This window comes from Tabrizicola sp. T74 (assembly GCF_057219935.1).
Window position 1 is genome coordinate 434372 of record NZ_JBXVVT010000005.1, and the last position, 20067, is coordinate 454438.

Annotated in this window: 18 protein-coding genes; 14 read left to right on the forward strand and 4 right to left on the reverse strand. The window is 67.1% G+C overall.

From position 1 onward, the window contains the following. Positions 1–33: 33 nt before the first annotated feature. The 10 genes from AC2EAL_RS16995 to AC2EAL_RS17040 all read left to right on the forward strand — a co-directional run bounded on the left by AC2EAL_RS16995 (position 34) and on the right by AC2EAL_RS17040 (position 11168). On the forward strand, positions 34–528 hold the full coding sequence (locus AC2EAL_RS16995) for a hypothetical protein (protein WP_484725416.1): 495 nt from the start codon (positions 34–36) through the stop codon (positions 526–528). Continuing rightward, positions 525–2714: a 4Fe-4S binding protein gene (locus AC2EAL_RS17000; protein ID WP_484725417.1), complete on the forward strand. Its 2190-nt coding sequence runs from the start codon at positions 525–527 to the stop codon at positions 2712–2714. The genes AC2EAL_RS16995 and AC2EAL_RS17000 overlap by 4 nt, the downstream gene beginning before the upstream one ends. 11 nt (positions 2715–2725) lie before the next feature. Then, positions 2726–4678 carry a TAT-dependent nitrous-oxide reductase gene (gene nosZ, locus AC2EAL_RS17005; RefSeq protein WP_484725418.1) on the forward strand — a complete coding sequence of 651 codons (1953 nt, stop codon included), beginning with the start codon at positions 2726–2728 and terminating at the stop codon, positions 4676–4678. 2 nt (positions 4679–4680) lie between these two features. Beyond that, positions 4681–6003, forward strand: coding sequence for a nitrous oxide reductase family maturation protein NosD (locus AC2EAL_RS17010; protein WP_484725419.1), 1323 nt, complete (start codon positions 4681–4683; stop codon positions 6001–6003). Further along, entirely contained in the window at positions 5969–6865 is an 897-nt protein-coding gene (locus tag AC2EAL_RS17015; protein WP_484725420.1) for an ABC transporter ATP-binding protein, read from the forward strand. Before AC2EAL_RS17010 ends, AC2EAL_RS17015 begins: the two co-directional genes overlap by 35 nt. Next, positions 6862–7683, forward strand: coding sequence for an ABC transporter permease (locus AC2EAL_RS17020; protein WP_484725421.1), 822 nt, complete (start codon positions 6862–6864; stop codon positions 7681–7683). Before AC2EAL_RS17015 ends, AC2EAL_RS17020 begins: the two co-directional genes overlap by 4 nt. Further along, positions 7680–8237 (forward strand): nitrous oxide reductase accessory protein NosL, encoded by a 558-nt coding sequence (locus AC2EAL_RS17025; protein ID WP_484725422.1) that lies wholly within the window; start codon positions 7680–7682, stop codon positions 8235–8237. The genes AC2EAL_RS17020 and AC2EAL_RS17025 overlap by 4 nt, the downstream gene beginning before the upstream one ends. A gap of 3 nt (positions 8238–8240) precedes the next feature. After that, positions 8241–9131 (forward strand): FAD:protein FMN transferase, encoded by an 891-nt coding sequence (locus tag AC2EAL_RS17030; protein ID WP_484725423.1) that lies wholly within the window; start codon positions 8241–8243, stop codon positions 9129–9131. A 114-nt stretch (positions 9132–9245) separates the two neighbouring features. Further along, a complete protein-coding gene (gene serB, locus AC2EAL_RS17035; RefSeq protein ID WP_484725424.1) occupies positions 9246–10124 on the forward strand; it encodes a phosphoserine phosphatase SerB in 879 nt (292 codons plus the stop codon). Between the two features lie 282 nt (positions 10125–10406). After that, a complete protein-coding gene (locus AC2EAL_RS17040; protein WP_484725425.1) occupies positions 10407–11168 on the forward strand; it encodes a TSUP family transporter in 762 nt (253 codons plus the stop codon). Here the strand turns inward: AC2EAL_RS17040 and zapE are convergent. The 4 genes from zapE to AC2EAL_RS17060 all read right to left on the reverse strand — a co-directional run bounded on the left by zapE (position 11165) and on the right by AC2EAL_RS17060 (position 14828). Further along, positions 11165–12244, reverse strand: coding sequence for a cell division protein ZapE (gene zapE, locus AC2EAL_RS17045; protein ID WP_484725426.1), 1080 nt, complete (start codon positions 12242–12244; stop codon positions 11165–11167). The genes AC2EAL_RS17040 and zapE overlap by 4 nt on opposite strands. Positions 12245–12292: 48 nt before the next feature. Next, positions 12293–13240, reverse strand: coding sequence for a 1-phosphofructokinase family hexose kinase (locus AC2EAL_RS17050; protein ID WP_484725427.1), 948 nt, complete (start codon positions 13238–13240; stop codon positions 12293–12295). A 133-nt stretch (positions 13241–13373) separates the two neighbouring features. Beyond that, complete coding sequence (locus tag AC2EAL_RS17055) at positions 13374–14303, reverse strand: MBL fold metallo-hydrolase (protein ID WP_484725428.1); 930 nt, start codon at positions 14301–14303, stop codon at positions 13374–13376. A gap of 114 nt (positions 14304–14417) precedes the next feature. After that, the gene (locus AC2EAL_RS17060; RefSeq protein WP_484725429.1) at positions 14418–14828 is read right to left on the reverse strand and encodes a metallopeptidase family protein; all 411 of its coding nucleotides are present in this window, start codon (positions 14826–14828) and stop codon (positions 14418–14420) included. Positions 14829–14929: 101 nt separating this feature from the next. On the opposite strand from AC2EAL_RS17060, the gene AC2EAL_RS17065 reads away from it, so the two are divergent. The 4 genes from AC2EAL_RS17065 to AC2EAL_RS17080 form a co-directional block, all read left to right on the forward strand. Next, positions 14930–15358 (forward strand): DUF1801 domain-containing protein, encoded by a 429-nt coding sequence (locus tag AC2EAL_RS17065; RefSeq protein WP_484725430.1) that lies wholly within the window; start codon positions 14930–14932, stop codon positions 15356–15358. 132 nt (positions 15359–15490) lie between these two features. Continuing rightward, positions 15491–16816: a glutamate--tRNA ligase gene (gene gltX, locus AC2EAL_RS17070; RefSeq protein WP_484725431.1), complete on the forward strand. Its 1326-nt coding sequence runs from the start codon at positions 15491–15493 to the stop codon at positions 16814–16816. A 107-nt stretch (positions 16817–16923) separates the two neighbouring features. Continuing rightward, entirely contained in the window at positions 16924–18339 is a 1416-nt protein-coding gene (locus AC2EAL_RS17075) for an MATE family efflux transporter (RefSeq protein ID WP_484725432.1), read from the forward strand. Between the two features lie 86 nt (positions 18340–18425). After that, positions 18426–20067: PA14 domain-containing protein (locus AC2EAL_RS17080; RefSeq protein WP_484725433.1), on the forward strand; the 1642-nt coding region annotated here is incomplete at its 3' end.

Genomic DNA, 20067 nt, shown 5'->3' on the forward strand with positions numbered 1-20067 from the left:
GCGATACCCCTCGCGTCGGCCCAGACTTTTGGCATGCAGCGAATCGTCCACAGCCTCCACAGCCTGATTCTGGCCCTGGCTTTGGTCCTGGCCGGACCGGGTGTCGGCGGCCCGGCCAAAGGCGCGATGCTGGTTGAACTTTGCGCCGGCGGAGAGATCACGGAAGTCTGGCTGGACGGTGAAGGCAACCCGGTCAATCCGGGCAGTTCACATGTCAAGTGTCTGGACTGTCTTCTGTTTTCTGCCCCACTTCCGCGCACACCTGTGGTCGCCCTGGCTGCTGTGGCTTTCCGCATCCCCTTGGATCCGGCGCTTTGGCGCACCCCGGACATCCACTCTGCCACCCATCTTCGCCCCGATACCCGCGGCCCACCGCTTGGGGGCGACGACGACTGGCGTCCCGGGGAACCACGCCCTGCCATCCGGTCCCTTCCCCTGCCGGTCAGCTGGATTATTGAGCAAGATCAATCCAGCTTGCGACCCCGGGTCAGTGGCCTTCGGACGATACCTGAAGGCGCCCAAGCATGATCCTTCCCCGCCTCCTCTCCTTCCTCCTGCCCTTGGTCCTGGCCGCCCTGCCCGCCCTGGCCGAGCCGGTCCTGCCGCAATTCCTGGACAAGGTGCCCGCCAGCGAGCTTGTCGCCGGGGCCGAGGCCTATGGCCTGCCGCAGGCCGACCCGTCCGTCGCCCCGGTCCTGAAGGGCGGAGAGACGATCGGCTGGGCCTTCGTCACCAGCGATTTCGTGTCGACCACCGGCTATTCCGGCAAGCCGATCCATACGCTGGTCGCAGTGGACAAGGACGCGCATGTGACCGGGGTGAAGCTGGTCAAGCATTCCGAGCCGATCGTCCTGATCGGGATCCCGCAGTCGAAGATCGATGCGATGGCCGCGGGATACATCGGCCTTGACCTGGTGGCCGAGGCGCAGGCGGGCGGCAGTGCGCATGACGTCGACATCATCTCGGGCGCGACGGTCACGGTGATGGTGATCGACGACAGCATCGTGCGCGCGGGCCTGAAGGTGGCGCGGGCGCTGGGGCTGGGGGGGCTGGCCGCTGGGGCCACGCCAACCGGCCCGGTGTTCGAGCTGAACCCGGATGCCACCGCCGCGCCGGACTGGATGACGCTGGAAGGCGACGGCACGCTGCGCCGCCTGTCGCTGGACGTGGGCCAGGTCAACGCGGCCTTTGCCGCCCTGGGCGACCCGCGCGCCACTGAACGCGCCCTGACCGAGCCGCCGGAGACACCCTTCATCGAGATGCAGGCGGCCTTGGTGTCCCACCCCGCCATTGCCCGCGCGATCCTGGGCGAAGGCGAGGCTGCGAACTTGGGCAACTGGCTGAAGCCCGGGGAACACGCCATCGTCGTGATGGGGCGCGGGCTCTACAGCTTCAAGGGCTCGGGCTATGTGCGCGGCGGCATCTTCGACCGGATCGTGCTGATCCAGGACGATGTCTCGGTCCGGTTCCGCGACAAGATGCACAAGCGGCTGGGCTCGGTCGTGGCCGAAGGCGCGCCGGAGTTCACCGAGACCGACCTGTTCAAGGTCCCGGCCGATGTGGGGTTCGACCCGACGAAGCCCTTCCGTATCCAGCTTCTGGTGCACCGCGAGGTCGGGCCGATCGAGAAGGTCTTTACCACCTTCGACCTGGGCTACCAGTTGCCGGAGAAGTACCTCCGCCCGGTTCCGGTGCCCGCCGCCGCCACCACCGACACCGCCCCGGCCGAGGCTGTCGCCACGCAGGAGGAAACCGCTGCCCACCAGGCACTGTGGAAGCGGATCTGGGCGGACAAGCGGGTGGAGATCGCGGTGACCGCCGCCATGCTGGCGGTGCTGACGCTGGTGTTCTTCTTCCAGCATTTCGCGGTGCGGAACGAACGGCGGTTCTACTGGTTCCGCATGGGCTTCCTGACCGTGACGCTGGTCTTCCTGGGCTGGTACGCCAATGCACAGCTGTCCGTGGTGAACCTGATGGCGCTGTTCGGGGCGCTGACCTCGGGCTTCAGCTGGCAGGCGTTCCTTCTGGACCCGCTGACCTTCATCCTGTGGTTCTCTGTCGCCGCCGCGCTGATCTTCTGGGGCCGAGGGGCCTATTGCGGCTGGCTTTGCCCCTTCGGCGCGCTGCAGGAACTGACGAACCAGATCGCTCGGCGTCTTCACATCCCGCAGTGGACCCTGCCATGGGGCCTCCATGAACGGTTGTGGCCGATCAAGTACATGATCTTCCTTGGCCTTTTCGGGGCGAGTCTCGTCAGCATCGAACAGGCCGAAGCCCTGGCCGAGGTGGAGCCGTTCAAGACCGCTATCGTGCTGAAATTCGTCCGCGCCTGGCCCTTCGTCGCCTATGCGCTGGCCCTGCTGGCAGCGGGGTTGTTCGTCGAACGCTTCTTCTGCCGCTACCTCTGCCCCTTGGGCGCGGCGCTGGCGATCCCGGCACGCATCCGGATGTTCGACTGGCTGAAGCGCTACCGCGAATGCGGCAACCCCTGCCAGACCTGCGCGCATGAATGCCCGGTGCAGTCGATCCACCCGACGGGCGAGATCAACCCGAACGAATGCATCAACTGCCTGCATTGCCAGGTGCTCTACCACTCCACGACCAAATGCCCGGTCGTCATCAGGAAACTGAAGCGGCGCGAAACGGCGGCCGCCAGCCCGGTCCGGGATCTCTCGGGCCATCCGAACCACAAGCAACCCCAACCAGCTGAATGAAAGGACAGACCATGTCTGAACGACCGAACACGGGGATTTCACGCCGCGGCCTTCTGGGAGCCACGGCCGGCGGCGCGGCGCTGGCAGGCGCCTTGGGCGGGCGTCTGGCGCTTGGCACCGGCGCAGGCGTCGGCGCGCTGGCGCTTGGCACCTCGGCCGCGGTGGCCCAGGCGGCGGAAGGCTTCGACGTCGCCCCCGGCCAGCTTGATACGCATTACGGCTTCTGGTCCTCGGGCCAGACCGGGGAAATGCGCATCCTCGGCATCCCGTCGATGCGCGAGTTGATGCGGGTGCCGGTCTTCAACCGTTGCTCGGCCACCGGCTGGGGCGAGACCAATGAATCGATCCGCATCCATCAGCGCACCATGACCGAGAAGACGAAGAAGCAGCTCGCTGCAAACGGCAAGAAGGTCCACGACAACGGCGACCTGCACCACGTCCACATGTCGTTCACCGACGGCAAGTACGACGGCAAGTACCTGTTCATGAACGACAAGGCCAACACCCGGGTCGCCCGGGTCCGCGTCGACGTGATGAAGTGCGACGCGATCCTGGAAATCCCGAACGCCAAGGCGATCCACGGGATGCGGCCGCAAAAGGCGCCCTTCACCAAGTACATTTTCTGCAACGGCGAGGATGAAGCGCCGCTGGTCAACGACGGCACGTCGATGCAGGACGTCAGCACTTACGTGAACATCTTCACTGCCGTCGATGCCGAACAGATGCTGCCCGCCTGGCAGGTCATGGTCTCGGGCAACCTTGATAACTGCGACGCGGATTACGAGGGCAAGTGGGCCTTCTCGACCTCCTACAACTCCGAGATGGGGATGACCCTGTCCGACATGACCGCCGCCGAGGCCGACCATGTCGTCGTCTTCAACATCGCGGCCATCGAGGCAGCCGTTGCGGCGGGCGAGGGGGAGGAGCTGAACGGGGTCCGCGTCCTGGACGGGCGAAAAGAGGCGCAAAGCCAGTTCACCCGCTATATCCCGATCCCGAACAACCCGCACGGCTGCAACATGGCACCCGACAAGGTGCACCTCTGCATCGGCGGCAAGCTGTCGCCAACGGTGACAGTGCTGGACGTGACCCGCTTCGAGGCCCTGTTCAACGACAACGCCGACCCGATGACCACCATCGTGGCCCAGCCCGAACTGGGGCTTGGCCCACTGCACACCGCCTTTGACGGGCGGGGCTTTGCCTATACTTCGCTGTTCCTGGACAGCCAGGTGGTCAAGTGGTCGATCGAGGATGCGATCCGCGCCTATGCCGGCGAGGCGGTCGATCCGATCAAGGACAAGGTCGATGTCCAGTACCAGCCCGGCCACCTGAAGACGGTGATGGGCGAGACCTCCGAGGCGGAAAACCAGTGGCTGGTCTGTCTGTGCAAGTTCTCGAAAGACCGGTTCCTGAACGTGGGCCCGCTGAAGCCCGAGAACGACCAGCTGATCGACATCTCGGGTGACAAGATGGTCGTGGTCCACGACGGCCCGAACTTCGCCGAACCGCATGACGCCATCGCAGTGGCGGCGTCCAAGGTGAACCCGCTGTCGGCCTGGAACCGGAACGATCCGATGTGGGCCGAGACGCGCAGGCAGGCCGAGGCGGACGGGGTGAACCTCGACGACTGGCAGGACATGGTGATCCGCGACACGGACGACCCGAAGAAGGTGCGCGTATACATGTCCAGCCAGGCGCCGTCCTTCGCGCTGGAAAGCTTTACGGTCAAGGAGGGCGACGAGGTCACGGTGATCGTCACCAACCTAGACGACATCGACGACCTGACCCACGGCTTCACCATGGGCAACCACGGCGTGGCGATGGAGATCGGGCCGCTGGCGACCTCGTCCGTCACCTTCACCGCCGCCAACGCCGGGGTCTACTGGTACTACTGCCAGTGGTTCTGCCACGCGCTCCACATGGAGATGCGCGGCCGGATGTTCGTGGAACCGACGGGGGCCTGACGATGCTGCGTGCCCTTGCCCTTGTCATGCTGGCCACGCCTCTTTCGGCGGAGGTGGTGCATGTCGCGCCAGGCACGGGCACGCTGGCCACAGCCATCGCCGAGGCGTCCCCCGGCGATGTGCTGATCCTGGGCGGCGGGGCATATCTGGGCCCCGTTACCCTGGACCGGACCCTGACCCTGCAGGGCGACGGCACCGCCGTGATCGATGGGCAGGGCCAGGGTACGGTCATCACCATCACCGGCGATGACGTGGTGCTGACGGGCCTGACCATCACCGGATCGGGCGGCAACAACCAGGCCATCGATTCCGGGATCAAGGTGGTCAAAGGTGCCGACCGCGCCCGGATCGAGGGCAACCGTCTGACCGACAACATGCACGGGGTGGACGTGCATGGCGGCCTCGACACGGTGGTGCGCGGCAACGTGATCGAGGGCCGCCGCAACCACCGCATGAACGAACGCGGCAACGGGATCTATGTCTGGAACAGCCCGGGCACGGTGGTCGAGGGGAACGATGTCCGCTGGGGCCGCGACGGGATTTTCTCCAACGCGTCGAAGAAGGGGACCTACCGGGACAACCTGTTCCGCGACCTGCGCTTTGCGGTCCACTACATGTACACGCATGACTCCAGGGTGTCGGGAAACATCTCGATCGGCAACCACCTGGGCTTCGCCATCATGTTCAGCGACCGCGTGGTGGTGACGGACAACCTGTCGCTGGGCGACCGCGAGCATGGGGTGATGCTGAACTTCGCCAACGGGGCCGACGTGGCGGGGAACCTTGTGCGTGGCGGGACGAAGAAGTGCCTCTTCATCTACAACGCCCACAAGAACCTGATCGCGAACAACCGGTTTCAGGGCTGCGGCATCGGCATCCACTTCACCGCCGGGTCCGAACGCAACATGCTGACCGGCAACGCCTTCCTCGGCAACCAGGAGCAGGTGAAATATGTCGGCACCCGCTTCATGGAGTGGAGCTTCGAGAACCGCGGCAACTTCTGGTCCGACCATCCCGCCTTTGACCTGAACGGCGACGGGATCGCCGACGGGGTCTACCGCCCGAACGACCTGATGGACCATATCCTCTGGTCGCAACCCGCCGCCTCGCTGCTGACGGGGTCACCCGCCGTGCAGCTGGTGCGCTGGTCGCAGTCCTCGTTCCCGGCGATCCTGCCGGGGGGCGTGACCGACAGCCACCCGCTGATGCAGCCCCTTACCATTCCCGTCCCCGTCGACATCGCCGCGATGGAAGCGGCGGTCGCGGGGCGTTGGACAGAAAGCGTCTACGATGACATCGACCCTGACGATCTCGGCTCTCACTAAGCGCTTCGGCGAGGTTGCGGCGCTGACCGGCGTCAGCCTGTCCGTTGCCCCCGGCGAACGCGTGGCTTTGCTCGGCCACAACGGCGCGGGGAAGTCCACGCTGATGAAGATCATCCTCGGCCTGATCCCGGCCACGTCCGGGGAGGTCACGATCTGCGACGCCACCCCCGGTTCCCCCGCCGCCCGCCGGGCCGTGGCCTACCTGCCTGAGAACGCGGCTTTCCATCCGGCTCTGACCGGGCTGGAGCAGATCACGCACTACCTGCGCCTGCGCGGCGAAAGCCGGTCCCAGGCGATGCCTTTGCTGGAGAAGGTGGGCCTCGGTCAAGCCGCCCGCCGACGGATCGGCACCTATTCCAAGGGGATGCGCCAGCGCGTCGGCCTTGCCCAGGCGCTGATCGGCCACCCGCGGCTTCTGGTCCTGGACGAACCCACCTCCGGCCTCGACCCCGTGTCCCGGCGCGAGTTCTATGCGCTGCTCGACGACCTCGCATCGCAGGGGGCCTCGATCCTGCTCTCCTCGCACGCCCTCACGGAAGTCGAGGCGCGGACCGACCGGATCGTCATCCTGTCCAAGGGGCGGCTGGTGGCGGAAGGCTCGCTCCCCGACCTGCGCCGCCGGGCCGACTTGCCGGTGACGCTGCATGTCACGGCGCGGAACGGCTACGCGACCGACATCGCCCGCAGCCTGCCCGGCGCGATCCTGGTCGACGGGGCACTGCACCTGACCTGCCCGCAATCCGACAAGCTGGAGACCCTTGGCCGCATCGCGGGCCTCGGGGACAAGGTCGCCGACCTCGAAGTCCTGCCGCCCAGCCTCGAGGACCTTTACGCCCATTTCAGCCAGGGGGCCGCGCAATGACCCGCATCCTGTCCACCGCCGCCACCGAGTTCCGCATCGCGCTCCGCAACCGCTGGGTGGCCATCGCACTCGCCCTCATGGCGGTCTTTTCCCTCGTCCTGTCGCTGGCCGGCTCCGCCCCCACCGGCGGCCTTGGCGTCGACCGGCTGTCGGTCACCGTCGCCTCGCTTACCTCCCTCTCGGTCTACCTGATCCCCCTCCTCGCGCTTCTCATGAGCTTCGACGCCATCGCCGGGGAGACCGAGCGGGGCACCCTGCCCCTCCTCCTCGCCTATCCCATCGCGCGGTGGGAGATCCTGACAGGCAAGCTTATCGCCCACCTTGCCATCCTGACGCTGGCGGTCCTTCTTGGCCACGGACTTGCGGCAGCAGTGGCCATCTATGGCGACCGGACTTCGCTGGACGGCCTGCCGGCGCTGGCGCGCCTCTCGTGGTCCTCGATCCTGCTCGGCGCGACCTTCCTTGGCGCGGGCTATGCGCTGTCGTCGCTCTCCCGTCGGCCCTCGGGCGCGGCAGGGCTGGCGATCGGCCTCTGGCTGGGCCTCGTTGTCCTCTACGACCTCGCCCTCCTCACAGCCATCGTCGCCGACAACGGCGGCTGGTTCACCACCGAAGCCTTCCCCATAGCCCTCCTCGCCAACCCCGCCGACGCGTTCCGGCTGTTCAACCTGACCGCCAGCGGTGCCACCGCCGCTGCCGCCGGGGTGGGCGGGGCCGCCGATGCCATCCCGCTTTGGCAATCTCTCACCTCAGTCCTCCTCTGGCCGCTGGCCGCCCTGGCCCTTGCCTCCGCCGCCTTCCGAAAGGTCACCCCATGAAACGCGCGCTTGCGTTTGCCCTTCTGCTCGCCGCCTGCCAGGAGGAGGTCGCCCAGAACACCGATCCGGTGGCGCTGACACCCGAAACCGTGGGCTATTTCTGCCAGATGAACCTCTTGGAGCACGAAGGCCCCAAGGGTCAGGTGCATCTGGACGGGCTGCCCGGCCAACCCCTGTTCTTCAGTCAGGTCAGCGATCTGGTCACCTACCTGCGCCTGCCGGAACAGTCGAGCACCGTGCTGGCGATCTATGTCAGCGACATGGGGGCCGAGGGTGCGACCTGGGCAGAGCCCGGTGCCGCCAACTGGATCGACGCCACCACGGCGCATTACGTCGTGGGGGCCGCAGTCCAGGGCGGGATGGGCGCGCCGGAACTGGTGCCCTTTGCCGAAGAAGCCGCCGCCCAAGGCTTTGCGGCCGAGTTTGGCGGCACGGTCATGGGCCTTGACGACATCCCGGACAGCGCGGTGACCGCCCCCGGCACCCAGGCCCCAGAAGGCGATGACGATTACGCCCGCCGCCTGAGGGCCCTGTCCGCCAAACCGGAAGGCTGATCCATGCTGACCCGGCGCCGCTTCATCGCGATTTCCGCCGCCCTCGCCCCCGCACTGGCGCTGGCCGAGACCGGCCCCTACGAGGAAACCGGCCACGCGCTGGGGGCGACCGTCACCGTGCGCCTGCAGCACCCCGACGCCCCGCGCCTCGCCGCGCTGGCGATGGCCGAGATCCGGCGGCTGGAGGCGATCTTTTCGCTGTACCTGCCTGCCTCGGACCTCGTGCGGCTGAACCGGACGGCACGGCTCGATGCCCCGCCCTTCGAACTCCTCGACTGCCTGTCGCTGGCCGGAGCCGTCCACAGGGCCAGCGGTGGCCGGTTCGATCCGACCGTGCAGCCCCTCTGGGCCGCTCATGCGGTGGCAACGGAACGCAGGCATCCTCTGACGGAAGTCGAGCGCGACGAGGCCCGCGCCCGCCTCGGCTGGCACCGCGTCCGCCTGTCGCCCGAGGCGATCAGCCTTGCTCCCGGCATGGCGCTGACCCTGAACGGCATCGCCCAAGGTTACATCGCCGACCGCGTAGCTGCGATCCTCGCAAGCCACGGCCTGACCCGCGCGCTGATCGACACCGGGGAACTGGTCGCCCTGCCCGAAGGCCGCTGGCCCGTGCAGCTGGCCGACCGCAACCTGAGCCTGCAGAACCGCGCCGTCGCAACCTCGGCGCCACTTGGCATGACCTTCGGCGGCGACGGCAGGACCAGCCACATCCTGAACCCCGCCACCGGCCGCCCCGCCCTGCCCCGCTGGCAGGCAGTCACCATCTCGGCTCCCAGGGCAGCCCTTGCCGATGCCCTGTCGACTGCCGCCTGTCTGATGGACAGCGGGGCCGAGATCGCCGCGCTGTGTGACCGCTTCACCGATGCGACAGTCGAAGCCGCCCTGCCGCTGTAGGCGCACGGCTGGAACGACTTTGGTCCACCGGCTCTGGCACCGTCGGGGATTTCGCGGTAATGCGCCGCCGGGCCGCAGTGCAAGACGGCCGCGCATGACCGGGAACCCTGCCCCATGTTTGTCGTCACGCTTCTGACCAACCCAGACACCCCGGTGCTGGACCGGGTGACGGTGGAGTCCCTGCGCAACGCCTGGGGCGGCGGCGCGGCGCGCTGGCTTGATCCCGGCGTGGCGGCAGAATTCGACCTGGAGCGGGTGCCCGAGAACCGCTGGGCAGTCTGGGAGGACCTGCAGGCCCTTCGGATCGACCTGGTGGTGCAGGGCGCGACGGGGCGGAAGAAACACCTGCTGATCGCCGACATGGATTCGACGATGATCCGGCAGGAATGCATCGACGAACTGGCCGACGAGGCCGGCGTGGGCGCGCGGGTGGCCGACATCACCGCGCGGGCGATGAATGGCGAACTCGACTTCGAGGGCGCCCTGCGGGAACGCGTGGGGCTTCTGAAAGGCCTGCCCGAGGGTGTGATCGCCCGCGTCCTGCGGGACCGGATCACGCTGATGCCGGGGGGGCCGGTCCTCCTGGCCACGATGAAGGCTGCGGGCGCCCATGCGGCGCTGGTCTCGGGCGGGTTCACGGCCTTCACGGCGGCAGTGGCGGCGAAGCTCGGGTTCGACGAAAACCGCGCCAACACGCTGCATGTTGCCGACGGCAAGCTGGCCGGGACGGTGGCCGAACCGATCCTCGGCAAGGAGGCCAAGCTGCAGGCCTTGCAGGAAATCACCGCCCGGCTTGGGATCACCCCGGCCGAGGCTTTGGCAGTGGGGGATGGCGCGAACGACCTGCCGATGCTCACAGCCGCCGGAACCGGCGTCGCGCTGCACGCCAAGCCCACCGTCCAGGCGCAGTGCGAGGTGCGGGTGAACCACGGCGACCTGACCGCGCTTCTCTACCTGCAGGGCTATTCCCGCGACGACTTCGCCCCGGTCTGACCCGGCTGCTTCGAAAAGGAGCGCTGGCGCGCAAGTCTTTTGTCTCGTCGTCGGCCTTCGCCTCCTCCTCGGCGATCGGGGTTTCACCCCCAAACCCCCAGGATACTTGGCGAAGAGAAAGTCGGCTTTCCCTTCACCAAATATCCCCGCCGGAGGCAGCCGACCTCCCCGCCCGCTCGACGCTGGCGGCATGTCCCGCGGATGCGCCGCCGAGTGGGGCCTCGATGGCCCCCGAGGTGGCTCCCCCTTGCCCCCGGGAAACGAACCGGCGAGAAGCGGGGCATGTTCGAAGTCGCCACGCACCTTGCGCTCTTGCTGATCCTGGCCGCCTTCTGCGCCGGTTTCATCGACAGCATAGCGGGGGGCGGCGGGCTGATCTCGGTTCCGGCTCTCCTCCTCGCGGGGGCCTCGCCAGTCGAGGCCTTGGCCACGAACAAGCTGCAGGGGACCTTCGGGGCCGGGACGGCAATGCTGACCTATGCGCGCGCGGGCCATGTCCGCCCTGGCGAGCAGCTGGGGATGGCCGCGATCAGCGCGGTCTTCGGGGCCCTGGGTGCGCTGGTCGCGCATCTGATCCCGGCCGAGGTGCTGCGGGTCATCATGCCGGTCGTGCTGATTGGCGTTGCGGCCTTCTTTGCGCTGAAGCCGGGGTTGTCGGATGAAGCGCGGACCCAGCGGATGAAGCCCGCGGTCTTTGCCGTGACGGCCGTCCCGGCGATTGCGGCCTATGACGGCTTCTTCGGGCCCGGAACGGGGTCGTTCTTCATGATGAGCCTGGTCCTGCTGGCGGGCTACGGAGTGCTGAAGGCCACCGCGCATACCAAGATGCTGAACTTCGCCTCGAACATCGGATCGCTGCTGGTCTTCATCCCCTCGGGTGCGATGTGGTGGGCGGTGGGGCTGGCGATGGCGGCGGCGCAGGTCGCGGGCGCAAGCCTTGGCGCGCGGCTCGCTATGCGGGTCGGCGCGCGGCTGATCAAGCCGCTGCTTGTCGCCGTCTCGACCGCGATGGCGCTGCGGCTTCTGTGGCAGGCCTGGGGCTAGAGACCCCAGTCCGCACCCTGCATCTCGCGAAGGCGGCTGGCCGTGCGTTCGAACTCGAAGGCGCCCTCGCCCTCGATGTAGAGCCGTTCCGGGGTTTCGGCGACCGAGGCGATCAGGCGCACCTTCGCCTCGTACAGCGCGTCGATCAGGGTGACGAAGCGTTTCGCCTCGTTGTAGTTGGCGGAAGACAGCTGCGGGATGTCTTCCAGGATCAGAACGCGGACGGCTTGCGCGATGGCCAGGTAATCGGCCGGGCCCAGCGGCTTGGCGCAGAGGTCCCAGAAACTGGCGCGCCCGACGCCATTGGCAAAGCGCGGCAGGCTGACCTGGCGGCCGTTCACCGCCAGCGTCAGCGGCTGTTCCGGCGCCCCGCCGGTCAGGTCGGTCCACAGCGCCGCAATCTGCATCGCCGCGGTCCGGGCCGGGTGGAAGTAGACCTGCTCGCCCGCCAGGCGGTGCTGGCGGTAATCGGTCGGGCTTTCCAGCTCCACGACCTCCAGCCGTTCCTCCAGCATGGCGATGAAGGGCAGGAACAGCGCCCGGCTGAGGCCGTCCTTGTACAGGTCCACCGGCGGGCGGTTCGAGGTGGTGACGATGACAATGCCCGCAGCGAACAGCTTTTCGAAGAGCCGCCCGACGATCATCGCATCGGTGATGTCGGTGATCTGCATCTCGTCAAAGGCCAGGAGGCGCAGGTCGCGGGCGATGGTCTCGGCGACCGGGGTCAGCGGGTCCTCCACCCCGCGTTGCCGGGCCGCGTGCATGCCCTTGTGCACCTCTTGCATGAAGGCATGGAAGTGCACGCGGCGCTTCTGCGCGATGGCGGTGGCATCGGTGAAGAGGTCCATCAGCATCGACTTGCCGCGCCCGACGCCGCCCCAGAGATAGAGGCCCCGGGGCGGGGCGACGGGCCGGGCGAAGATCCCAGCGAAGAGGCCAAGCTTGCGGGTGGCGTTCGTCTCCAGCCAGAGCCGCAGCGTCTCCAGCCGGGGCAGGACCGCATGCTGGGCGGGATCGGCCCGCAAGGTGCCAGCCGCCACGCGGGTCTCGTAGATCTCGGTCAGGGTCTGCCGCATGGGGCAGCTTTAGCCGGGGCAGGGCCGCAAGGAAAGTGCGCGGGCGGATCAGACCTCGCTGACCGTGCACTCCCGCAGAAGGCGCATGACGTCCTCGGGGCGGCACAGTTGGGTCGCGTCGGTGGTGACGGCGGCAGAGGCGGCGGCAGAGCCCATCGCCAGCGCCTCGGCATTGGTCTGGCCCTGGGCGAGCGCGAGGACAAAGGCCGCGACAAAGCTGTCGCCCGCGCCGACGGTGGACTTGACCTTCACCTTGGCGGCCTTGGCAAACAGCTTCTGGTCCTTGTCGGCCAGCACATTGCCCTCGGCCCCACGGGCGATGATGACGGTCTTGGCGACGCCGCGGCGGACCAGGTCCTGGGCAAAGCTGGCGGTATCGGCGAGGGTCGGGAGTGGCTTGCCGGCCAGTTCCTCACCCTCCGGGCCATCCATGCGCAGGACTTCAAGGCCTGGGATCGGGTGACGCACGGCTTCGGTCAGGGTGGAGCCGGAGGTGTCGAGGACGACGCGGGTTTCCGGCATCGAGGCCGCGAGTTGCGCAGGGAAGTCGACCGGCACGCCTGGGGGCTGGCTGCCGGAGATGACCGAGAAGCCGCCGGGCCGCGCAGTGGCGCGCAGCAGGGTGAAGACGCGGGCGCGTTCTGCCTCGCCCCAGACCGGGCCGGGCAGCATGAAGCGGTACTGCTTGCCGGTGGTGCCTTCGTTCACCGTCAGCGACTGGCGCGTCTCGCCGGGGCCGAGGATCGACAGGAAGGTCACGCCTTCCGCCCGGATCAGGCCTGCAAGGCGGTCGCCAGTGAGGCCGCCGATGGCGACAAGGGCGAGGCTATCGCCGCCCAGCGACTTGATCGCGCGGGAGACGTTGAGGCCGCCACCGCCGGGATCAAGCAGGGGTTCCGTGCAACGGAGCTTGTGGCCGGGGATCAGCTCATGCACCTCGGTCGCCATGTCGAGCGCGGGGTTGAGCGTGAGGGTCAGGATCGGGGCTTGGGACATGCGGCACCTGTGGACTGTTACCGCTATCATAGACCCTTCGCGCCGAAATGGAACCGCCCCCGACGGTCGGATCGGGGGCAAAAGTTTTCGAAAACTTTTGGCAAAATCCTTCGAAGGATTTTGGTCCTTTGGCTCAGCCGTTCAGCATCAGCTGATAGGTGGCCGGGACATAGCGGAAGCCGTCGCCCATCGCCTCGACATAGCCCACGCCGGGGAAGGGCATGTGGTATCCGATGAAGGGCACCTTGTCGGCGGCGATCATCCCGAAGACCTGCTTGCGGGCGGCAGCAGCGGCGGGTTTGTCGGCGTCGAAGCGGACCTCCCAGTCGGGCTTCTGCAGCGACCAGACATAGTGGTTGGCCGTGTCCGCCGCAATCATCAGGCGCTGACCGCCCGATTCCACATTGTAGACCATATGCCCAGGCGTGTGGCCGAAGGCCGCGATGCCGGTGATGCCCGATACCACGCTGCCGCCGTCATCCAGGAAGGTGAACTTGTCGTTCAGGGGCTTGACGTTCTTGTCGAAGTCTTCGTCCGCAGCAGCCGACCAGTGGTTGTGCTCGGCGCTGCCGGTGACATAGCGAGCGTTCGCAAAAGTTGGCGTCGCCCCGTCCGCGCCCATCAGCCCGCCGATATGATCGCCGTGCATGTGGGTCACGACCACGACATCAACCATGTCCGGAGTCATGCCTGCAGCGGACAGGGCAGCCAGCGTGCCCTCGGCGGCAAGGCCGGTGTCGAAGAGGACGATCTCGGCCCCGGTGTTCACAACGGTGGGCGTGAAGAAGAACTGCGCCTTGTCCGTCGGAATGAAGTTCGCGGCCGCGAGCGCGGCAAAGTCTTCCGGACTGGCGTTCGTGCCGAAGATTTCCTGTGGCTTCTCAACGGGCCGTGTGCCAGCCAGCAGGGTCGTCACCTCGAAGCTGCCAAGCTTGAAGCGGTTCCAGGGCGCAAAGCCCGAGCCTTGCATCGTCTCTTGCGCGGCAAGGGGCAGCGGCAGGGCGGCGGCGAGGGGCATGGTGGCTCCGGCAAAAAGCGCCTGGCGGCGGGACAGTCGGGTCATGGTGTCCTCCTTCGTTGGGATGGCGAAAGAGTAGGCCTGCGCGCCGATCCGACCGCTCACACCTCTGTCATTGCCGGTGCAGGACTGCACAACCCTTGTGCGAAGCGTCGGGGATCACTCCCACCAGCGGTCGATGGCGGCGATCTGGTCGTCGGACCAGCCGAAGTGATGCGCGATCTCGTGCACCACGACATGGGTCACCAGTTCCTGCAGCGAGACATCGCCGCGTTCGGCCCATTCGTCCAGGATCGGGCGGCGGAAGAGCCAGACCACGTCGGGGCGGGTCACCTGCTCGGCGGTGGATTTCTCGGTCAGGGGGATGCCGTCGTAAAGGCCGGTCAGGTCGAAGGCATCGTCGATGCCAAGCTCTTCCAGCATCTCGTCTTCGGGAAACTCCTCGACCCGGATGCGGATATGCGTCGCAGGTTCGCGGAAGGGTTCGGGCAGGGTCGAGACCGCCTCATGCGCAAGCTGTTCCAGGTAGGCGAGCGAGGGGGCGATGCTGTCGGGGGCGGGATTGGTCATGGGCGGAAGATAGGCAGGCGGATGGCTGAGGGAAAGGGGATGCGGCAGGGGAAATCCGGCGTGCTCTGTGCTAGGCTTGCGGGGAAAGCGCGGAGGCGGGCATGGCTTACGAGGCAAAGACGAAAAGTGCGGCCCTGGATCGGGCAACCTGGCTCGCCGGGGTCGAGGACAAGCGCCGGGACGAGGCGGCGCGCCTGCTGACGATCTTCGGTGAGGTCACGGGCTGGGAGCCCCGGCTTTGGGGGCCGTCGATGGTGGGGTTCGGGCGCTATGAATACCGCTACGATAGCGGGCATGGCGGGGAGAGCCTGGCGACGGGCTTTTCGCCGCGGAAGGCCGAGCTGTCGATCTACCTGATGGCGGGCGGCGAGACGCTGGACCCGATCCTCGCACGGCTTGGCCCGCACCGGATGGCAAAGGCCTGTCTTTACGTGAAGCGGCTGGATGCCGTGGACGAAGCGGTCCTACGCGAGGCGATCCGGGCCGGGCTGGAGGATCTTGGAAAGAAGTGGCCGGTGCATCCGGTGTGATCCCGAAACGGGAAGCCGTCCTTGCGGCATCGAACCGCGCGGACGGCGTTGCCACGGAAGTCCGCACCCGCGCCGCAAACTGGACAATTGCAGGGCCTTGTGACAGGGAAGGGCCTTCGAAGGAGCCTTCCCATGACTGTCACCTGTCGCTTCGCCCCCTCGCCCACCGGCTGGATCCATGTGGGCAACCTGCGCACCGCGCTGATGAACTACCTGATCGCGCGCCAGAACGGCGGGACCTTCATCCTGCGGCTGGACGACACGGATCAGGAGCGGTCGAAGCAGGAATACATCGACGGGCTGAAGGCCGACCTCGCCTGGCTTGGGATCAAGTACGACCGGATCGAGCAGCAGTCCAAGCGCATGGCGCGCTATGCCGAGGCGGCCGAACAGCTGAAGGCCGCGGGCCGGTTCTACGAGTGTTTCGAGACGCCGGTCGAACTGGACCTGAAGCGGAAGAAGCAACTGAACATGGGCAAACCGCCGGTCTATGACCGCGCGGCGCTGAGCCTGACCGAGGAGCAGAAGGCCGCCTACCGCGCCGAAGGGCGGCAGGGCTATTGGCGCTTCAAGCTGGATCAGGAGCGGATCGAGTGGAAGGACGGGATCATCGGGGACATCTCGATTGATGCCGCCAGCGTTTCCGACCCCGTGCTCATCAAGGCGGACGGGCAGGTGCTCTATACCTTTGCCTCCTCGGTGGATGACGTGGACATGGGGGTCACCCACATTGTCCGGGGCGCGGACCATGTGACGAACACGGCCACGCAGATCCAGATCATGAAGGCCTTGGGGGGGACCCCGCCGACCTTTGCGCACCACAGCCTGCTGACCGGGCCGCAGGGAGAGGAATTGTCGAAGCGGCTGGGCGTCCTCAGCTTGCGCGACCTGCGTGCGCGGGGGGTGGAGCCGATGGCTCTTCTGTCTCTCATGGCGCGGCTGGGGTCGTCAAAGCCGGTGGAGTTGGCCCATTCGATGGACGACCTGATCGCCGGGTTCGACGTGGGTTCCTTCGGAGCCGCACCCACGAAGTTCGACGCCGAGGACCTGTTCCCGCTGACCCGCCACCATGTCCAGTCGCTGCCCTTCGCGGCGGTGAGGGACCGGATCGCCGCTCTGGGCGTGCCCGATGCGGAAGCCGAAGGCTTTTGGGCGGTGGCCAAGGGCAACATCACGATCCTCGACGATCTGGGCCAGTGGTGGCAGCTCTTCCGCGACGGGGCCGAGCCGGTGGTGGACGAGGCCGACCGTGATTTCGTGCGGCAGGCGCTCGCTCTGCTGCCCGCGAAGCCCTGGACTACCGCGACCTGGGGCGAGTGGACGGCGGCGGTGAAAGAGGCGACGGGACGAAAGGGCAAGGACCTGTTCCGCCCGCTGCGCCGCGCCTTGACGGGCCGCGATGCCGGGCCGGAGATGGCCGACGTGATGCCGCTGCTGCGCAAGGTGCCGAGCGTCTGAGCTTTCGGGCAGGCCCCGGGGGCGCTTCGCCCCCCGGACCCCCCGAGGATACTTGTAGACAGATGAATGGCTTGACCTACGCTACTTGGTCGGCTTGGGGATTGAGCATGGCTGGACCGGAAGCGCAGGCGAAGTTTGTCGAGGGGAACCTGTTCCGGCATGTGTCGGTGATGGCGCTGACCTCGTCCGTCGGGCTGATGGCGGTCTTCATCGTCGACCTGATCAACATGTTCTACATAGCACTTCTGGGGCGCGAGGAGCTGGCCGCGGCCATCGGCTATGCCGGCGCGATCCTGTTCTTCACCACCAGCTTCGGGATCGGGATGTCGATCGCCGTAGGTGCCCTCGTTGCCCGGGCGCTGGGGGCGCGAGACCAGGCGCTGGCGCGGGAAAAGGCCACGACCGGGCTGGTGCTGAGCTTCGTGTTCGGCTCGCTCTTCGCGGCCGTGGTCTGGGTGTTCCTCTGGCCGCTGGTGGGCCTTCTGGGCGCGACAGGAGAGACGGCAGCGCTGGCGGTCCATTTCCTGCAGATCGTCATTCCGTCGCAGCCGCTGCTGATGGTCGGCATGATCGGCGGCGCAGTGCTGCGCAGCCATGGTGATGCGCGGGCGGCGATGATGGCCACGGTCTGGGGAGCGGTGGCGACGGCCGTCCTCGACCCGATCCTGATCTTCGGACTGAAGATGGAGCTGACCGGGGCGGCCATCGCATCCGTGGTGGCACGGGTGGTGATCGCCTGGGTGGCGCTGCAGCCGATCCGCAAGAAGTACGGCGGGTTCGATCGGCCGACGGCCGGTCAGGTCGTGGCCGACATGGGGCCGGTCTGGGCCATTGCGGTCCCGGCGATCCTGACCCAGGTGGCCACGCCGGTGGGACAGGCCTTCGTGACCCGCGCAACCAGCGCTTACGGCGAGGCGGCGGTGGCCGGGATGGCCATCGCGGGCCGCCTGACCCCAGTGGCCTTCGGGGTGATCTTCGCGCTGTCCGGCGCCATCGGGCCGATCATCGGGCAGAACTTCGGGGCAGGCCGGATGGACCGGGTGCGGCGGACCTTCATCGACGGGCTGATCTTCACCGGGCTGGTGATCGTGCTGGTCTCGGCGCTGCTGTTCGTCCTGCGCGGGCCGATTGCCGACGCCTTCCAGGCCGAAGGCCTGACCCGCGACCTGGTCTACCTGTTCTGCGGACCCCTGGCTTTGCTGTGGTTTTTCAATGGGATGATCTTTGTCGGCAACGCGGTCTGCAACAACCTCGGGCGCCCGTTCTGGTCGACCGTGGTGAACTGGGGACGGCACACCGTGGGGACCATCCCGCTGGCAATCTGGCTGGGCAGCTACTGGGGTGCGCAGGGCGTTCTGATTGGCCAGGCCATCGGCGGGATCGTCTTCGGCCTGGCCGCAGCCTGGCTGGCGCTGCTTGCGATCCGCGCGCCCGTCATACCCACCCCGCGCGGCCGCCCGATGGTACACGAGGCTGCGCCCGAGACCGAGCCGGTGGCCAGCCCGGGCGAACGCCGGGCCTGATCCGAAGCACTTTCGGAAAATGTTCCGTTTAAGTTCTCGGCAACCACAAGCTGCTACTCCCGTCAGGCGCGACCCGGGAGAGGCGGATGGCCGAGAACAGCAGTACCGCGCCAGGTATGGCGAGCAGCAACACCTACACCGCCACGGCCACGAACGACTCGCTGTCGGCCGGGGGTGGCAACGATGTGGTCAATGCCGGTACCGGCGACGACCGGATCGCCGGTGACGGGCCGCTGCAGGGCCAGTGGACCTATGCGGTCTACACGCGCGACTTCACCAACGCATCCGGTCAGACCAGCACGATCTCGTCGGGCACGCTGCGCGGCACGGGCTATGTCGACGATTTCAACGTTCTGGCCTTGCGCAATACAGTTACCGGGACGACGCAGGGCACCGAACAGGACGACTTCGGGGTCATCTACCAGTCGACGCTGAACATCACGTCGACGGGCACCTACACCTTCAGCACCACCTCGGACGACGGTTCGCGGATCATCATCCGCGACAGCGACGGCGGCATCGTCTTCAACCTGGACAACGACCGCGAGCAACCGGCCACCACCGTCAGCGGGGCGGTCAACCTGCAGGCCGGGCAGACCTATTCGATCGAGCTTTACTACTGGGAAAACCAGTGGGGCCAGCAGTTTGGCGCTACCATCGCCGGTCCGGGGTTCGGCACCACCGATCTCGCGACAGCGTCGCTGGTCGGCACACCGCCGACGGCAACCGGACATGTCGACGGCAACGACACGCTGTATGGGGACGGCGGCAACGACACGCTTTCCGGCGGCGGCGGCAACGACACGCTGTATGGCGGAACCGAAGCTGACAGCCTGCTGGGCGAAGCGGGCAATGACCGGTCCTTTGGCGATGCCGGCAGCGACACGTTGTATGGCGGTTCGGGGGACGACACGCTCTACGGCGGGACCGAGGCCGACCGGCTGTACGGCGACGACGGCAACGACCAGCTTCTCGGCGATGCGGGCAACGATACGCTCTCGGGCGGACTTGGCGATGATACCCTTTACGGCGGGACTGAAAGCGACAGCCTGGCAGGCGATGACGGCAATGACCGGCTCTTCGGCGATTCAGGTAACGACACGCTGTACGGAGGCGCCGGCAACGACACCCTGAACGGCGGGCTGGGGGCCGATTCGGTCTTTGGTGGCGATGGCAACGACCTGCTGATCACCGACGGCAACGACATCAATGACGTGGCTGACTTGCTTTCCGGCGGTGCGGGTGACGACACCCTACGCATCTCTGGCAGTTTCAACGGCGACAATCGTGGCATCGACGGTGGCGTCGGTATCGACACCCTGGAACTGCTGCCCGACGACGCGCGCAATCTGCGTACGGACATGACTGTCGGCAATGTCACCGACGGTACAGTCGGTACGCAGGAATACGTAAACATCGAGAACATCACCACGGGTGGTGGCAATGACACCGTCATCGGGGATGCTGGAACAAACGTCCTGTCAGGCGGCGCGGGAAATGACAGCCTGTCCGGCAACGGCGGGAACGACCTCCTCTATGGCCAGTCCGGTCTTGATACCCTGTCGGGCGGCGACGGGAACGACAGCGCCTATGGCGGGTCAGAGACGGACAGCATTCTCGGCGAGGCCGGGGATGACCTTCTGACCGGCGAAGGGGGCAATGACACGCTATATGGCGGGATCGGCAACGATCTGATGCTGGGCGGGACCGAGGCCGACCTCCTCTACG

What these genes read in the sequence shown, in the direction of transcription:
- AC2EAL_RS16995 (WP_484725416.1), top strand. Translation starts at nt 34, where the DNA reads ATGCAGCGAATCGTCCACAGCCTCCACAGCCTGATTCTGGCCCTGGCT.
- AC2EAL_RS17000 (WP_484725417.1), top strand. Translation starts at nt 525, where the DNA reads ATGATCCTTCCCCGCCTCCTCTCCTTCCTCCTGCCCTTGGTCCTGGCC.
- nosZ (WP_484725418.1), top strand. Translation starts at nt 2,726, where the DNA reads ATGTCTGAACGACCGAACACGGGGATTTCACGCCGCGGCCTTCTGGGA.
- AC2EAL_RS17010 (WP_484725419.1), top strand. Translation starts at nt 4,681, where the DNA reads ATGCTGCGTGCCCTTGCCCTTGTCATGCTGGCCACGCCTCTTTCGGCG.
- AC2EAL_RS17015 (WP_484725420.1), top strand. Translation starts at nt 5,969, where the DNA reads ATGACATCGACCCTGACGATCTCGGCTCTCACTAAGCGCTTCGGCGAG.
- AC2EAL_RS17020 (WP_484725421.1), top strand. Translation starts at nt 6,862, where the DNA reads ATGACCCGCATCCTGTCCACCGCCGCCACCGAGTTCCGCATCGCGCTC.
- AC2EAL_RS17025 (WP_484725422.1), top strand. Translation starts at nt 7,680, where the DNA reads ATGAAACGCGCGCTTGCGTTTGCCCTTCTGCTCGCCGCCTGCCAGGAG.
- AC2EAL_RS17030 (WP_484725423.1), top strand. Translation starts at nt 8,241, where the DNA reads ATGCTGACCCGGCGCCGCTTCATCGCGATTTCCGCCGCCCTCGCCCCC.
- serB (WP_484725424.1), top strand. Translation starts at nt 9,246, where the DNA reads ATGTTTGTCGTCACGCTTCTGACCAACCCAGACACCCCGGTGCTGGAC.
- AC2EAL_RS17040 (WP_484725425.1), top strand. Translation starts at nt 10,407, where the DNA reads ATGTTCGAAGTCGCCACGCACCTTGCGCTCTTGCTGATCCTGGCCGCC.
- zapE (WP_484725426.1), bottom strand. Translation starts at nt 12,244, where the DNA reads ATGCGGCAGACCCTGACCGAGATCTACGAGACCCGCGTGGCGGCTGGC.
- AC2EAL_RS17050 (WP_484725427.1), bottom strand. Translation starts at nt 13,240, where the DNA reads ATGTCCCAAGCCCCGATCCTGACCCTCACGCTCAACCCCGCGCTCGAC.
- AC2EAL_RS17055 (WP_484725428.1), bottom strand. Translation starts at nt 14,303, where the DNA reads ATGACCCGACTGTCCCGCCGCCAGGCGCTTTTTGCCGGAGCCACCATG.
- AC2EAL_RS17060 (WP_484725429.1), bottom strand. Translation starts at nt 14,828, where the DNA reads ATGACCAATCCCGCCCCCGACAGCATCGCCCCCTCGCTCGCCTACCTG.
- AC2EAL_RS17065 (WP_484725430.1), top strand. Translation starts at nt 14,930, where the DNA reads ATGGCTTACGAGGCAAAGACGAAAAGTGCGGCCCTGGATCGGGCAACC.
- gltX (WP_484725431.1), top strand. Translation starts at nt 15,491, where the DNA reads ATGACTGTCACCTGTCGCTTCGCCCCCTCGCCCACCGGCTGGATCCAT.
- AC2EAL_RS17075 (WP_484725432.1), top strand. Translation starts at nt 16,924, where the DNA reads ATGGCTGGACCGGAAGCGCAGGCGAAGTTTGTCGAGGGGAACCTGTTC.